Origin of the sequence: Serratia sp. NPDC087055, assembly GCF_044900985.1 — a bacterium.
Classification (GTDB): Bacteria; Pseudomonadota; Gammaproteobacteria; order Enterobacterales; family Enterobacteriaceae; genus Serratia.
Map to the genome: position 1 here is coordinate 261,814 of NZ_JBJDOG010000005.1, position 13,402 is coordinate 275,215.

Annotated in this window: 16 protein-coding genes; 6 read left to right on the forward strand and 10 right to left on the reverse strand. The window is 54.5% G+C overall.

The window, feature by feature from the left end; all coding sequences use genetic code 11:
• Positions 1–89 precede the first annotated feature (89 nt).
• The 3 genes from speG to purM form a co-directional block, all read right to left on the reverse strand.
• On the reverse strand, positions 90–644 hold the full coding sequence (speG, locus tag ACI2J2_RS20730) for a spermidine N1-acetyltransferase (RefSeq protein ID WP_209638211.1): 555 nt from the start codon (positions 642–644) through the stop codon (positions 90–92).
• 114 nt (positions 645–758) lie between these two features.
• Entirely contained in the window at positions 759–1,397 is a 639-nt protein-coding gene (gene purN, locus ACI2J2_RS20735; RefSeq protein WP_265555422.1) for a phosphoribosylglycinamide formyltransferase, read from the reverse strand.
• The gene (purM, locus tag ACI2J2_RS20740; RefSeq protein ID WP_265555424.1) at positions 1,397–2,434 is read right to left on the reverse strand and encodes a phosphoribosylformylglycinamidine cyclo-ligase; all 1,038 of its coding nucleotides are present in this window, start codon (positions 2,432–2,434) and stop codon (positions 1,397–1,399) included. Before purM ends, purN begins: the two co-directional genes overlap by 1 nt.
• A 255-nt stretch (positions 2,435–2,689) precedes the next feature.
• On the opposite strand from purM, the gene upp reads away from it, so the two are divergent.
• Both upp and uraA read left to right on the forward strand, forming a co-directional pair.
• Positions 2,690–3,316 carry a uracil phosphoribosyltransferase gene (gene upp, locus ACI2J2_RS20745; protein ID WP_020828072.1) on the forward strand — a complete coding sequence of 209 codons (627 nt, stop codon included), beginning with the start codon at positions 2,690–2,692 and terminating at the stop codon, positions 3,314–3,316.
• Between the two features lie 193 nt (positions 3,317–3,509).
• Positions 3,510–4,802: a uracil permease gene (uraA, locus tag ACI2J2_RS20750; RefSeq protein ID WP_265555426.1), complete on the forward strand. Its 1,293-nt coding sequence runs from the start codon at positions 3,510–3,512 to the stop codon at positions 4,800–4,802.
• Positions 4,803–4,851: 49 nt separating this feature from the next.
• Here uraA and ACI2J2_RS20755 read toward each other — a convergent pair whose 3' ends face one another.
• Both ACI2J2_RS20755 and ACI2J2_RS20760 read right to left on the reverse strand, forming a co-directional pair.
• Complete coding sequence (locus tag ACI2J2_RS20755; protein WP_004941647.1) at positions 4,852–5,100, reverse strand: GlsB/YeaQ/YmgE family stress response membrane protein; 249 nt, start codon at positions 5,098–5,100, stop codon at positions 4,852–4,854.
• 28 nt (positions 5,101–5,128) lie between these two features.
• Entirely contained in the window at positions 5,129–5,638 is a 510-nt protein-coding gene (locus ACI2J2_RS20760; RefSeq protein ID WP_209638203.1) for an E3 ubiquitin--protein ligase, read from the reverse strand.
• Between the two features lie 228 nt (positions 5,639–5,866).
• Here ACI2J2_RS20760 and hda point away from each other — a divergent pair, with 228 nt between their 5' ends.
• Entirely contained in the window at positions 5,867–6,568 is a 702-nt protein-coding gene (hda, locus tag ACI2J2_RS20765; protein WP_037424480.1) for a DnaA inactivator Hda, read from the forward strand.
• 51 nt (positions 6,569–6,619) lie between these two features.
• Here hda and arsC read toward each other — a convergent pair whose 3' ends face one another.
• Positions 6,620–6,973, reverse strand: coding sequence for an arsenate reductase (glutaredoxin) (arsC, locus tag ACI2J2_RS20770; protein WP_209638201.1), 354 nt, complete (start codon positions 6,971–6,973; stop codon positions 6,620–6,622).
• 20 nt (positions 6,974–6,993) lie between these two features.
• On the reverse strand, positions 6,994–8,463 hold the full coding sequence (locus tag ACI2J2_RS20775) for a M48 family metallopeptidase (RefSeq protein WP_209638199.1): 1,470 nt from the start codon (positions 8,461–8,463) through the stop codon (positions 6,994–6,996).
• 370 nt (positions 8,464–8,833) lie between these two features.
• On the opposite strand from ACI2J2_RS20775, the gene ACI2J2_RS20780 reads away from it, so the two are divergent.
• Positions 8,834–9,376, forward strand: coding sequence for an Rrf2 family transcriptional regulator (locus ACI2J2_RS20780; RefSeq protein ID WP_209638197.1), 543 nt, complete (start codon positions 8,834–8,836; stop codon positions 9,374–9,376).
• 158 nt (positions 9,377–9,534) lie between these two features.
• Positions 9,535–10,743 carry an NAD(P)/FAD-dependent oxidoreductase gene (locus ACI2J2_RS20785; RefSeq protein ID WP_209638195.1) on the forward strand — a complete coding sequence of 403 codons (1,209 nt, stop codon included), beginning with the start codon at positions 9,535–9,537 and terminating at the stop codon, positions 10,741–10,743.
• A gap of 144 nt (positions 10,744–10,887) precedes the next feature.
• On the opposite strand, the gene ACI2J2_RS20790 is transcribed toward ACI2J2_RS20785, so the two are convergent.
• Together ACI2J2_RS20790 and ACI2J2_RS20795 are read right to left on the reverse strand one after the other, a co-directional pair.
• The gene (locus tag ACI2J2_RS20790) at positions 10,888–11,094 is read right to left on the reverse strand and encodes a DUF2767 family protein (RefSeq protein WP_209638192.1); all 207 of its coding nucleotides are present in this window, start codon (positions 11,092–11,094) and stop codon (positions 10,888–10,890) included.
• 29 nt (positions 11,095–11,123) lie between these two features.
• Positions 11,124–11,579, reverse strand: a complete 456-nt coding sequence (locus ACI2J2_RS20795; protein WP_186427281.1) for an Lrp/AsnC family transcriptional regulator — start codon at positions 11,577–11,579, stop codon at positions 11,124–11,126.
• A 194-nt stretch (positions 11,580–11,773) separates the two neighbouring features.
• Here ACI2J2_RS20795 and ACI2J2_RS20800 point away from each other — a divergent pair, with 194 nt between their 5' ends.
• Positions 11,774–12,391, forward strand: a complete 618-nt coding sequence (locus ACI2J2_RS20800; protein WP_404760759.1) for a LysE family translocator — start codon at positions 11,774–11,776, stop codon at positions 12,389–12,391.
• A gap of 389 nt (positions 12,392–12,780) precedes the next feature.
• Here the strand turns inward: ACI2J2_RS20800 and ACI2J2_RS20805 are convergent, their stop codons facing one another.
• Positions 12,781–13,209 carry a molybdopterin-binding protein gene (locus ACI2J2_RS20805; protein ID WP_209638189.1) on the reverse strand — a complete coding sequence of 143 codons (429 nt, stop codon included), beginning with the start codon at positions 13,207–13,209 and terminating at the stop codon, positions 12,781–12,783.
• Between the last annotated feature and the right edge of the window lie 193 nt (positions 13,210–13,402).

The window sequence follows — 13,402 nt, forward strand, 5'->3', positions numbered from 1 at the left end:
TGCGCCTCGACCGAGCAAGGGACCCAGGGCGGGGTCCCTTGCAATCCCGCGCCTTTGCCCACTCAGACGGTTGGCTACGCCAACGGCTCTCACTTCACCAGAGGTTTATCGCTGGCGGGTGTTTTGAACTTTGCCAGGTACTGCGGCTGGAAGATGCACATGCGCAGCACGGTCCGGTATTCGCCGTTAACGAAGAATTCGTCAATCAGCTCGCCTTCGACTTCAAAGCCCAGCTTACTGTAGATGTGGATCGCCTTCGGGTTTTCTTTGTCGACGATCAGGTACAGCTTGTACAGGTTCAGTACCGAGAAACCGTACTCCATCGCCAGCTTGGCGGCGATCGTAGCGTAGCCTTTGCCTTGATGAGTCGGATCAATAATGATCTGGAATTCCGCGCGGCGGTGGATGTGATCGATCTCCACCAGTTCCACCAGCCCGACCTTGGCGCCTTCGTGGGCGATGATAAAGCGGCGTTCGCTCTGATCGTGGATGTGTTTGTCGTAGAGATCGGAAAGCTCGACAAAGGCTTCGTAAGGTTCTTCAAACCAATAGCGCATCACGCTGGCATTGTTGTCCATCTGGTGGACGAACGCCAAATCATCCCGTTCCAGTGGGCGTAGTTTGACGTTGGTAGTGCTGGACATGGGGGTTCCTCTATGTCGTGAAATTGTGCAAAGTATAACGTCAGAGAATGAATGCCGGCGAAAAAAAACGGTGCCGCATGGGCACCGTTTAGGCAATGTTCAGACTGCGCCGTTTTAATCGGCGGCATGCCCTTGTTCAGGCAGGCGTTCGCCATCCAGCCAAGCGGCGTTATCGCGCATTGCCAAGCGGCCCTCAACAAACCAATTTACCACCAGCGGATAAATAGTGTGTTCCTGAGCTTGCACCCGCTCAACCACCTCATCTTCCTCGTCACCGGGGAAGATGGGCACTTTGGCTTGCAGGATTACCGGGCCGCCGTCGAGCTGTTCGGTCACGAAATGCACTGAGGTGCCGTGTTCGCTGTCACCGTTATCTATGGCTTGCCGGTGGGTATGCAATCCCGGGTATTTAGGCAGCAGAGAAGGGTGGATGTTCAGCATGCGCCCGGCATAGTGCTGCACGAACGCTGGACTGAGGATGCGCATATAACCGGCCAGCACCACCAGATCGGGCTGGTATTGGTCGATAGCCTCTGCCAATGCGGCGTCGAACGCTGCACGGTCGGCAAAGGCTTTGGCATCCAGCGCATGGGCGGCAATACCTGCCGCCTCTGCACGTTGCAGGCCGTAAGCCTGCGCCCGATTGCTGAATACCGCCACGATGTCGGCGGCAATCCGGCCCTGTTGGCAGGCGTCAATCAGTACCTGGAGATTGCTCCCCTGGCCAGAGACCAACACCACGATCTTTTTCATCAGTTGATGACCACTTGTTGTTCGTCAGAAGAAGCGGTCAGTGTACCTATCTTCCAGGCTTTTTCACCGGCTGCGGTCAACAAAGCGATAGCAGATTCAACGGACGCTTCTGGCAGTGCAATCACCATACCCACGCCACAGTTAAAGGTGCGGTACATTTCGTGACGGCTGACATTGCCGGTTTGCTGCAACCAGTTAAATACTGCCGGCCATTGCCAACTGGATTCGTCGATCACGGCCTGCATGCCTTCTGGCAGCACGCGTGGGATGTTTTCCCAGAAACCGCCGCCGGTCAGGTGGGCGATAGCGTGCACGTCGATTTTCTCGATCAGTTCCAGCACGGATTTCACATAAATCTTGGTCGGTGCCAGCAGATGGTCAGCCAGCGGTTTGCCGTCCAGATCTGTGGTGCTTGGGTCGGTGTTGCTGACTTCCAGGATTTTGCGCACCAGCGAGTAGCCATTGGAGTGCGGGCCGGAAGCGCCCAGGGCGATCAAGGCATCGCCGGACTGCACTTTGCTGCCGTCGATGATCTCGGATTTTTCGACTACGCCAACGCAGAAGCCGGCCACGTCGTAATCTTCACCGTGGTACATACCCGGCATTTCGGCGGTTTCACCCCCCACCAGCGCACAGCCAGACTGCTTACAGCCTTCGGCGATGCCGGTGATCACGCTGGCCGCGGTGTCCACGTCCAGTTTACCGGTGGCAAAATAATCCAGGAAGAACAGCGGCTCGGCGCCCTGTACTACCAGGTCGTTCACACACATTGCGACCAGATCGATGCCGATGGTGTCGTGTCGTTTCAGGTCCATCGCCAGACGCAGCTTGGTGCCTACGCCGTCGGTACCGGAAACCAGTATTGGCTCGCGGTATTTCTGCGGCAACGCACACAGGGCGCCAAAACCGCCCAGTCCACCCATGACTTCCGGGCGGCGGGTCTGTTTAACTACACCTTTGATGCGGTCTACCAATGCATTGCCAGCATCGATATCGACACCTGCGTCTTTATAGCTGAGAGAGGTTTTGTCGGTCACTGCGCGATCCCCACGACGGTTTGCGATTTGAAAACTGTGCTTCCGGCTTTGATTCCGGAATAAGGCGCGGCAATTCTAACAGCGCAGGCAAACGTTTGCGAGTGGCTTGTGAGGCAGCTCTGCTTTTTCGTCATCTATACTGTTATTCAATCTTTTGTTGATCCCGATCGGGCTATTGTGGGTGGCGCTGTCGGCAAAAGGAGGTATAATCCGGCGATTTTTTTGGCCGTCAACCACCTTAATAGGAGAAAAATGATGAAGATCGTTGAGGTGAAACACCCGCTGGTGAAACACAAGCTTGGCCTGATGCGTGAAAATGACATCAGCACCAAACGCTTCCGTGAGTTGGCTTCGGAAGTCGGTAGTTTGCTGACCTATGAAGCAACCGCCGATCTGGAAACGGAGAAGGTGACCATCGATGGCTGGTGTGGCCCGGTTGAAATAGATCAGATTAAAGGGAAAAAAATTACCGTTGTGCCTATCCTGCGTGCCGGTCTGGGTATGATGGAAGGGGTGTTGGAAAACGTCCCAAGTGCGCGTATCAGCGTGGTGGGTGTTTACCGTGACGAGGAAACGCTGGAGCCGGTACCGTATTTCCAAAAGCTGGTTTCCAATATTGAAGAGCGTTTGGCGCTGGTTGTCGACCCTATGCTGGCGACCGGTGGTTCGATGATCGCGACTATCGATCTGCTGAAGAAAGCCGGCTGCAACAGCATCAAGGTGCTGGTATTGGTTGCTGCACCTGAAGGTATTGCCGCGCTGGAGAAAGCGCACCCGGATGTTGAGCTGTACACGGCCTCCATCGATCAGTGCCTGAACGAGAAGGGGTACATCGTGCCGGGCCTGGGTGATGCGGGCGACAAGATATTTGGTACTAAATAAAAAAATAAGCCGACTTTAATCAGTCGGTTTTTTTTGCATAAAATATATCTATCCCCCAAATAATTGATGTTGCATCAAGGCGGCAAGCGACAGAATCCCGATGAGCTTACTTAGGTAAGTGATTCGGGTGATTGAGCGTAGCCAACGCAGAGGCAGCGGCAAGTATGACGGGGATAGCAGAGGAAAAACATCCATGACCCGTCGTGTGATAGGCGTAAGCGAACGCCCGCCGCTACTGCAAACTATTCCGCTCAGTTTCCAACATCTGTTCGCCATGTTTGGTGCGACCGTGTTGGTGCCGATCCTGTTCAAAATCAACCCGGCGACGGTGCTGTTGTTTAACGGCGTCGGCACGCTGCTGTATCTGTTTATCTGTAAGGGCAAGATCCCGGCGTATCTCGGTTCCAGCTTCGCGTTTATTTCCCCCGTGTTGCTGCTGTTGCCGCTAGGCTACGAGGTCGCACTGGGCGGTTTCATCATGTGCGGGGTGTTGTTTTGCCTGGTGGCGCTGATCGTTAAAAAAGCCGGGACCGGCTGGCTGGATGTCATTTTCCCGCCAGCGGCGATGGGGGCGATTGTTGCCGTCATCGGGTTGGAGCTGGCGGGTGTGGCGGCCAATATGGCAGGTTTGCTGCCGGCCGATGGCGTCAGCGCAGACACGACCACGATAACCATTTCTTTGGTGACGCTTGGCGTGACAATCCTGGGGTCCGTGCTGTTCCGCGGTTTTCTGGCGATTATCCCCATCCTGATTGGCGTGCTGGTCGGGTATGCGCTGTCGTTCTTCATGGGCGTGGTCGATTTGACTCCGATCCGAGAGGCGCATTGGTTCGCACTGCCCACGTTCTATACGCCGCGTTTTGAGTGGTTTGCTATCTTTACCATCCTGCCGGCGGCGTTGGTGGTGATTGCTGAGCACGTTGGCCACTTGGTTGTGACGGCCAATATCGTGAAGAAAGATTTGATCCGCGATCCTGGCCTGCACCGTTCAATGTTTGCCAATGGCATCTCGACGGTAATCTCCGGCTTCTTCGGTTCAACGCCAAACACCACCTACGGTGAGAATATCGGCGTGATGGCCATCACCAAGGTTTATAGCACCTGGGTGATCGGCGGTGCGGCGGTTCTGGCCATTTTGCTGTCCTGCGTCGGCAAGTTGGCGGCAGCCATTCAGGCTGTACCTGTGCCGGTGATGGGTGGGGTTTCCCTGCTGCTGTACGGCGTGATTGGTGCATCAGGTATTCGTGTACTGATTGAATCCAAAGTGGATTACAACAAGGCGCAGAACCTGATCCTGACCTCGGTGATTCTGATCATCGGCGTCAGCGGTGCCAAGGTGCATATTGGTGCCGCCGAGTTGAAAGGCATGGCGCTGGCGACCATTGTCGGCATTGGTCTCAGCTTGTTGTTCAAGGTCATCAGCCTGTACCGAAAGGAAGAGGACGTGATCGACGCGCCGGACGAGCCGGCTGAACGGAAGCCATAATAGAAAACGGGCAGCCAATAGGCTGCCCGTTTTGTTAATACGCAAGACATTAGCTGCGGATTTTGCGGTAAACAAACAGCACGACGATGGCGCCAATGACGGCGACCACGAAGCTGCCGAAGTTAAAACCGTCAACCTTGCCGTAGCCGAAGAAGGTGCTGATATAGCCCCCCACCACAGCGCCGACGATCCCCAATACGACGGTCAGAATAAAACCACCGCCGTCTTTGCCCGGCATAATCCACTTGGCTAAAATGCCAGCGATGAGGCCGAAGATAATCCAGGAAATAATCCCCATTTACCGCTCCTTTTTGTGATATCAGGCGTTATTGCTGGGTAGCCGGCTGCGTTTTTTCCGCAGAGTCGACATCACCTTTTAATTCTTCAGCTTTATTTTCAGCGCTGTTTTTAATGGCTTCGGTTTTCGCTTTGGCCTGCTCGGTCAAATCGTTGGCACCATTAATGGCATCGTTCTTGATGGTTTTAGCCTGATCGACCAACTGCTGGCTTTGTTTGCTGGCATCTTCCTTGAGTGCGTCAGCCTTGGCTTTCGCATCGTTGGTGATGGCATCTGCCTGCTTGGCGGCATCATCTTTAATCGCAGAGGCCTTGTCTTTAAGCTGATCGGCTTGCGTGGCGGCCTCTTTCTTGATGTCCTTGGCCACCGCAGCGGCTTTGTCGGTCAGATCGTCCGCTTTTTTCTGTGCGGCGTCTTTCATCTGCTCTGCGCTGTCTTTGGCTTTTTCAAGATTGGCGTCGACTTTGGATGAATCATCACAGCCGGCAAGCAATAGCCCAATGATTGAGGCCAAAAGCACTTTATTCCATACTTTCATTGTCCATATCCTTGTAGAAATCTTATTAACGGCGATTGCATTTTGCCCCACTATACTAGGATAACTCTTGGATAAAGTACAAATTCTGCCTGGCCAGGCGAGCTGTCCGCGGGGCTTTATCGGAGCCGTTGTTCACTATTACGGCATAAAATCCTGCCGATTCAACAGAGCCTGTTTTCTGTGGTAGACTTACCGCGTTTTCCTGCCAGTTTTGGTTGAGGTGCTTTTCTGAATACGCCGGCACAGCTTTCACTGCCACTTTATCTTCCCGATGATGAAACTTTTGCCAGTTTTTATCCGGGGGAGAACCCATCCCTATTAGCCGCGATCCAGTCCGCCGTTCGTCAGGAACATGGCAGCTATATCTATTTCTGGTCACGCGAGGGTGGTGGGCGTAGCCACCTGTTACATGCAGCCTGTGCGGAGCTTTCACAACGCGGCGAAGCCGTGGGTTATGTGCCGCTGGATAAGCGAGCTTATTTCGTGCCAGAAGTCTTGGATGGCATGGAGCAGCTGGCTTTGGTGTGCATCGATAATATCGAATGTATCGCGGGCGATGAAGAGTGGGAAATGGCCATCTTCAACCTCTATAACCGCATTCTGGAAACCGGACGCACGCGTCTGTTTATCACGGGCGATCGCCCGCCACGGCAATTGAATCTCCATCTGCCTGATTTGGCTTCACGGTTGGACTGGGGTCAGATCTACAAGTTACAGCCGCTGTCGGATGAAGAGAAACTGCTGGCTCTGCAATTGCGTGGCAAACTGCGCGGTTTTGAACTGCCGGAGGACGTCGGCCGTTTTCTGCTGAAACGGTTGGATCGCGAAATGCGGACACTGTTTATGACATTGGATCAGCTCGATCACGCGTCGATCACCGCACAGCGTAAGTTGACCATCCCGTTTGTGAAAGAGATCCTGGGGCTTTAACCGGCCAATGGGGCTAAATAGGGCACCACACGTCAGTGCCCATTATCCTGCTTAGAGAATGTCCAGCACGTGCTCCGGTGGCCGGCCGATACGCGCTTTACTGCCCTTGACCACGATAGGACGTTCGATCAGCTTAGGGTTCGCTACCATAGCGGCTAACAGCTGGTCTTCGCTCAGGCTTTCATCTGCCAGCTTCAATTCCTTGTACAACTCTTCTTTTTTACGCATCAGCTCGCGAGCCGAGGTGAAACCCAGCTCTTTCAGCAGTTTTTTTAGCTGGGCTACCGATGGCGGTGTCTCCAAATACAGTACCACGTCAGGCGTTATGCCCTGTTGTTCCAGCAGTGCCAAGGTTTCACGGCTCTTAGAGCAGCGTGGATTGTGGTAAATCGTGACGTTTTTCATTGAACTCATCCTTTTCAAAATCAGCTGCGCTGGTACTGGCGGAAACGCTCTTGCAACTGGCGCAATTGGTCGATGCGCGCATCATAACGCGCCTGTTTCAGGCTGCCGAGTTTTTGCAACGAACTGGCGTTGCTGAGCAGGCCGATGGCCTGATCGAGACGGCCGGTCAGCGCCAGGCTTTCGGCGCGGGCAGAAAGCTCTTCATCGCGCAGACCTTGTGCGGCGCTGGCCTGAGCAAGCAGATCCCAGGCATTGGGATCGTCCGGGTGGGCGAAGGTATAGCGGTTAAGAATTTTTGACGCCTGTGCCGGTTGGTTGCCTTCAACATAGGCGTTCGCCAGGTTGAGCTGCAGCACCGGGTTATTGCTCTGGGCAGCATTGGCGGCTTGCAGGCGCGCAATGGCCTGTGGCGCACGCTTCTGCCCAAGATCAATGTCGGTCATCAGATCGAGCAGCCAGACGTTTTTCGGGTCTTGTGCCAGCAGTGGCTGGATAATGTTACGGGCATCATCATACTTTTTCGCCTCATAAAACAGGATAGCGCGGCCATATTTGGCGGCCATCTGTTCGCGCACGTTGCCTTTGCTGTAAGTATCGAGCAACTCTTCGCGCAGGCCATAACCCTCTGAACTGTACATGCCCAGTGAACGGACCTTGGCCATCAGGTAGTCCTGCGTGGACTGTACCAGGTGCTTAGGCATTTGGTTGGCACGGTTGCGCGCGTCAGACAGGCGGCTGTCGGGCAAGGGGTGAGTCAGCAGCATTTCCGGTGGTTTTGAGGCGTAACGCGACTGGTCAGACAGTTTTTGCAGGAAGTCGGGCATGGCTTCCGGATCAAAACCGGCACGTTGCAGCACCTGAATGCCGATGCGGTCAGCTTCTTGCTCATTTGATTGGGTAAAGCTGATCATACCTTGCTGCGTGCCGGCCAAGGTGCCGCTCAGCGCCGCCATCCCCATGGTCGGGTTGGCCATGGCCAGCAAGATAGAGCCAAGCGCACCGACCCATGTCAGCGGGGCGTTGCGTTGTTGATCTTCCATGGCTCGCGCCAGGTGACGCTGGGTGACGTGTGAGATTTCATGCGCCAAGACTGACGCCAACTGACTTTCGTTATCGGTTTCTCGGAACAGGGCAGAGTGCAACACCACGTTGCCGCCAAAGAAGGCGAAGGCGTTGATTTCGTCGTTGCGTACCAGATAGAAATGGAAGGGCGTACGCACTGAATAGGCGCTCCCCACCAGTCGGTTGCCCAACTGGTTGATATATTGGGTCAGCAGTGGGTCGTTGATCAGCGGTGCGCTGGCACGAAGCTGACGAACGTAAAAATCACCCATCGCCATTTCTTGGCCAATGCTCAGGGTACCGCCCGCAGAAGTGCCCATATCAGGCAGTTGATCCTGGGTTTCCGCCTGCACCGGCGCCATCGCTGTGGCGTTGAGTGTGCCAAGCAACAGTACTGCAATCGCTGTTTTGGTCAACCGGGTGGTCATAGTCAGGCCTTTCCCTTAAAGAGTCATTTCTAAGACGTCAGCATTACCTAAGAGTTCTTCTTACCTACCGGGCTTACCAGAACAATCAGCACGAAAGCGGGTTAGCTCACAAAAATGCCTGGGTTATGGCGGCCTGTTGGCAGATAACATCATAGTCAGCCGAAAGCGACAAGGAAACGTCTGTACGGCAATAATCGAGCAGAAATGCTTTATTTTTCATTTCTGAATCTCTCTGGTGTGATCTTGAACTTGCGTCGTTCTGTCGGTCCGATAAAAACAAAGACTAACTTTGTCTGTGTTTTAATTGACAAGAAAAACGTGGACTAATATAGTCTGCGTTATTGAATTCATACGTGCAGCTCAAACCCACATGGCATACATAACTACCAGCGTTGAATACGGCATCCATTGTTTACTTTGGCTGGTCGGTGAAAATCAGCGCGCACTCAGCAGCCGCGATCTTGCCGAACTGCAGGGGATTTCACCCAGTTTTCTCGCCAAAATCTTCCCTAAGCTGGAGAAGGCAGGGATTGTCGCCGCAAGTGAAGGCGTGCGCGGCGGTTATCGACTGGCTCGTCCTGCGGATGACATCACTTTTCTGGAGATCATTGACGCGATTGAAGGGCACAAGCCGCTGTTTGACTGCCAGGAGGTGCGTGGCCGTTGTGCGGTGTTTGACGACAGCCCGCCAGACTGGGCGGTTTCCGGCAAGTGTGCCATCCATGCGGTGATGCTGCAGGCCGAAAAGGCCATGCGTGATGCGCTGGCAGTGCAAACGTTGGGGGCCGTTGCCGCTCGCTTCGGGCGCAAGGCACCAGAGGGGTTCTTTGGCGAGATCGATATCTGGATTGACGAACGCATGAGTGAACGCACGACGCGTAGCGGCAAGCCCGCTCGCGCAAAGCCTCAATAACGTCTCAGTATTTCCTCTACTTCTTTTTTTCCCCGCCTGTGTGCCACAGGCGGTAGCCCTTCTGCACCCTGTTGACAGGCGGCGGAACGGCCCAACTCGCCTGGAAAATAATTCGGGCGATTCAACAACCCGATAAACGTGTATGAAGGAGTCATTCCATGACGCAGAAAATAGTGATCGCCGGTTCTGGTTTCGCTGGATTTTGGGCCGCCGTTTCCGCCATGCGGGCGGTGTCGCTTGCGGGTAAAGAAGGGGCTGTCGAAGTGACGATGGTTTCGCCGACCCCGAATCTCACCATCCGCCCGAGATTGTATGAAGCGGTGTTGGAAAATATGAGTCCGGACATCTCGGCGCAGCTTGCGGCAATTGGCGTCCGCCATTTTGCCGGGTTGGTTGAGCATATCGACAGCGAAAACAGAACATTGCAGGTAGTGAGTGCTGAAGGACACAAACACCCACTGGTTTATGATCGTTTGGTGCTGGCGACCGGGAGCCAGTTGTTTATTCCCCCGGTTGCCGGTTTTGCCGAGTATGGATTCAATGTCGATACGCTGGAAAGCGCGCAGCGGTTGGACGCCCATTTAAAGGCGTTGAAAGAACAACCGGAAACCCCGGCGCGTAACACCGTGGTGGTGGTGGGTGGTGGGCTCACCGGGCTGGAAAGCGCAGCAGAAATGCCGATGCGCCTGCGTGCCATTCTGGGCAATGAAGCCAATATCCGCGTCGTGATTGTTGATACCGCGGAAGAAGTGGGTGCTGGAATGGGGGCTGAACCCGCCCGCGTGATCCGACAAGCCTTGGACGAATGTGGCGTTGAGCCGCGGGCAGGAACCCGTGTTACGGCGATCGATGCAGGCAGCGTAACGCTGTCGACCGGTGAGCGCATCGCAACCAACACGGTGATATTGGCCGCTGGCGTACGGGCGCACCCATTGGTTGCACAAATCCCAGGAGAACGAGACAGTGCCGGGCGTATTCTCGGCGATGCATTCCTGCATGCGCCTGCTGTTGAGGGGGTTTTTGTTACCGGGGACACCGTCAAGGCAGCGACCGACGAACTGGGCAATCATAACCTTATGACCTGCCAGCATGCGATGAGCCTGGGCCGTGTTGCCGGGCACAATGCCGCTGCGGAGTTGGTGGGGTTACTTGCACACCCTTATAGCCAACCAAAGTACGTGACCTGCCTCGATCTTGGCCCTTGGGGCGCACTCTACACCGAAGGCTGGGACCGTCAGGTACGCTTCACGCGTGAAGAGGGCAAAAAGATCAAACAGGAAATCAACACCCAGTGGATCTATCCGCCGGCATTGGATCGCGATGCGTTGTTTGCCATTGCCAATCCGGACTTTGTGATTGTGCCTTAAATTGCCTGTGGGGGCGAAATGCTCCCCTTTTTTATGACCAGGGTGACCGGGTGAGCCGATAGAGGCCTGCCTGCAGTGAAACAGTTGCCCTGGTAATGCAGACTACGCGGTTGTTAAACGTGCCTCGTCACAACGTACGGCGAGCTATCGCTCCAGCCACTCAACCGCCAATTCTCGCGCTTCATCCAGACTGACATCACGGCCTTCCCGGGTAATGGCTATTTTTAGCTCATTAATCACGTCCGCTTTTTGGGTTTCATGTTCTTGATTGGCTAACGCCAGGAAGGCATCGCCGACCACGGTACAAATGCCGATGTACAAGGCTTTGGAGTCTTCAAAACCACTGCTCATAACTGTTTCCTCTTAATTTTGATGTAAATCTACAACGGCAGAAAAGAGCGCTCAGGCACGACGGTTTTCATCACCAAAGTAGAACTGAGGCGTTGAACGCCGGGCAGAGCGGAAAGTTTTTCGTCATATAACTGCTGAAAAGCCGGCAGATCTCGGGAAATAACATGCAGCAGGTAGTCAGGATCACCGAACAGCCTTTGTGCCTGTACCACCTGAGGGATATCTACCATTGCGTCCTCAAAGGCCGCGACAGCATGGCGGTCACCTTCCCGCATGGTGACGAAAACCAGCGCGGAAAAGTTAAAACCCAGGCTGCCCGGATCAAGTTGAGCGCGGTAGCCGCGGATCACGCCAGACTCTTCCAGTGCGCGTACCCGGCGATGGCAGGGGGAAACGCTAAGCCCGATCCGTTCTGCCAGCTCCGTAACAGATTGACGCCCATCCGCCTGTAGTTCAGCAAGAATCTTGCGATCTATCTTATCCATTTGGAAAAATCTCCCCAAATTAACCATTTTCAAGCAAGTAATTGGCAACACATTTTAACGCCTTGCAGATATTCTTTCCAATAATTAAACGGCCCGGACTGAGCGATTTTTACGTGATGCGTACGTCCGCAGAATGAGGAAGAACAGGTGAAAATACGCATGACAGGGCAACCTGGACAAGGGAGCGCGCAACCATGACGCTTGCCATTTTCGCTGCATTTTGGGCCGTCTCGATTTTGTTTGTTATCACGCCGGGCGTGGACTGGGCCTATGTCATATCGGCAGGAATACGTGGCCGGGTGGTGGTGCCTGCCGTGGCGGGATTGCTGTTTGGACACTTGCTGGCCATTTTGATTGTGGCGGCGGGCGTGGGTGTGCTGGTTGCCGGCAACCCGCTCATTCTGACGGGGCTCACTATCCTGGGGGCGGCTTACCTGCTGTGGATTGGCGTTAATATGCTGGTTCACCCGTCTGTGCCCGGCAGCGGTGAGAAACAAAGCTCGGGTTCATGGGTGCGTTGGGCGGGTAAAGGGGTTTGCGTGAGTGGCATGAACCCCAAGGTTTTTCTGCTATTTCTGGCTCTGCTGCCGCAGTTCACCGATCCCTATGCCGTATGGTCGATTCCCATGCAGATCCTCGCGCTGGGTTTGTTGCACTTGGTCAGTTGTGGGTTAGTTTATTTGCTGGTGGGTTTTGGCTCGCAATCGATATTGCAGGCGCGTCCGCAGGCCGCGCGGGTTGTCAGCCGTTTTTCTGGCGCTGCCATGGTGCTCATCGCTATTGGGCTGTTCGCCGAGCAGGCGTTGAAATAAGGCGTGGGTGCCGTCATCAACAAATCCACTCAGACGGTTGGCTGCGCCAACGGTTCTCACTTCATCACGCCGCATCACGGCAGGCTACGGCAGGCGTCCCTGCCTGTCTTGCCTGAAACCGCCGTCCATGGCGGTTTCGCCTATGCGTTGTGCTTGCGTTCGACGGGCGCCCAACCGCGTGCTCATCTCATCATGTTCACTGTCTTTCATCAGCTAACGTCACGCTGAGGGGCTGGGTTGCCCGGTGGTAGCCAATTGCCATTCATTGTAGCTACAGAGAAAGGTAGGGTATTGATGGCAATTCTACGTGCACTGAGCTTACCGATACTGAATGAAAAATGCCCGTCAGGCCTGGCTGAGTAACAGCGGGCTTGAACGGGTGTCTACGGTTATGCTTTGACAGCAAGCAGCACGGAAGAGGCTTTGATCAACGCGATTAACCGTGAGCCGTTTTCCAACGCCATGTCCTGCAGACTTTCATTGGTGATTACCGATGTCAGCGTGAAACCCGCGTCAGTTTTGATGTGCACCGTACTGTTGACGGCGCCTTGTTCTAGGGCGTTGACGGTACCGGCAAATTGATTGCGCGCTGAAAAACGCAGCCCGCAATCCTCTGACGCTAAAATGACCCAAGGCGCCTTGATCAGCGCCACCGCTTCCTTACCTGTCACCAGGCCAAGAGATTGCTGGCTTTGGACAGTCACAATGGCGACCAGCTTCTCCCCGCCCGGCAGGGTGATTTCCACTTCATCGTTGACGGCGCCTTTGGCAACTGCGGATACGATTCCGGATAACTGGTTACGAGCAGATACTGACATAAATTCTCCTGGATCAGACATAATGGGGTTGCCATACAGAATGGCTATTTTCCATCTCCTTTACCAATGCCTGTGGGATATTGTGTGAACTACGGGACGTTTCATTGGGGCGGGTCATCACGAATGCCCAGATACCTGTTTGCAGAAGAAAGCAGGTCATGCTGGATGGTAAATGGCCGGCATGGTACAACCA

Excerpts from the sequence above, each read along its gene's own strand:
- speG (WP_209638211.1), bottom strand. The coding sequence starts at position 644 with ATGTCCAGCACTACCAACGTCAAACTACGCCCACTGGAACGGGATGAT.
- upp (WP_020828072.1), top strand. The coding sequence starts at position 2,690 with ATGAAGATCGTTGAGGTGAAACACCCGCTGGTGAAACACAAGCTTGGC.
- purN (WP_265555422.1), bottom strand. The coding sequence starts at position 1,397 with ATGAAAAAGATCGTGGTGTTGGTCTCTGGCCAGGGGAGCAATCTCCAG.
- ACI2J2_RS20795 (WP_186427281.1), bottom strand. The coding sequence starts at position 11,579 with ATGGATAAGATAGATCGCAAGATTCTTGCTGAACTACAGGCGGATGGG.
- ACI2J2_RS20800 (WP_404760759.1), top strand. The coding sequence starts at position 11,774 with ATGACGCTTGCCATTTTCGCTGCATTTTGGGCCGTCTCGATTTTGTTT.
- ACI2J2_RS20755 (WP_004941647.1), bottom strand. The coding sequence starts at position 5,100 with ATGGGGATTATTTCCTGGATTATCTTCGGCCTCATCGCTGGCATTTTA.
- ACI2J2_RS20790 (WP_209638192.1), bottom strand. The coding sequence starts at position 11,094 with ATGAGCAGTGGTTTTGAAGACTCCAAAGCCTTGTACATCGGCATTTGT.
- ACI2J2_RS20805 (WP_209638189.1), bottom strand. The coding sequence starts at position 13,209 with ATGTCAGTATCTGCTCGTAACCAGTTATCCGGAATCGTATCCGCAGTT.
- ACI2J2_RS20775 (WP_209638199.1), bottom strand. The coding sequence starts at position 8,463 with ATGACCACCCGGTTGACCAAAACAGCGATTGCAGTACTGTTGCTTGGC.
- uraA (WP_265555426.1), top strand. The coding sequence starts at position 3,510 with ATGACCCGTCGTGTGATAGGCGTAAGCGAACGCCCGCCGCTACTGCAA.
- ACI2J2_RS20780 (WP_209638197.1), top strand. The coding sequence starts at position 8,834 with ATGGCATACATAACTACCAGCGTTGAATACGGCATCCATTGTTTACTT.
- ACI2J2_RS20760 (WP_209638203.1), bottom strand. The coding sequence starts at position 5,638 with ATGAAAGTATGGAATAAAGTGCTTTTGGCCTCAATCATTGGGCTATTG.
- ACI2J2_RS20785 (WP_209638195.1), top strand. The coding sequence starts at position 9,535 with ATGACGCAGAAAATAGTGATCGCCGGTTCTGGTTTCGCTGGATTTTGG.
- arsC (WP_209638201.1), bottom strand. The coding sequence starts at position 6,973 with ATGAAAAACGTCACGATTTACCACAATCCACGCTGCTCTAAGAGCCGT.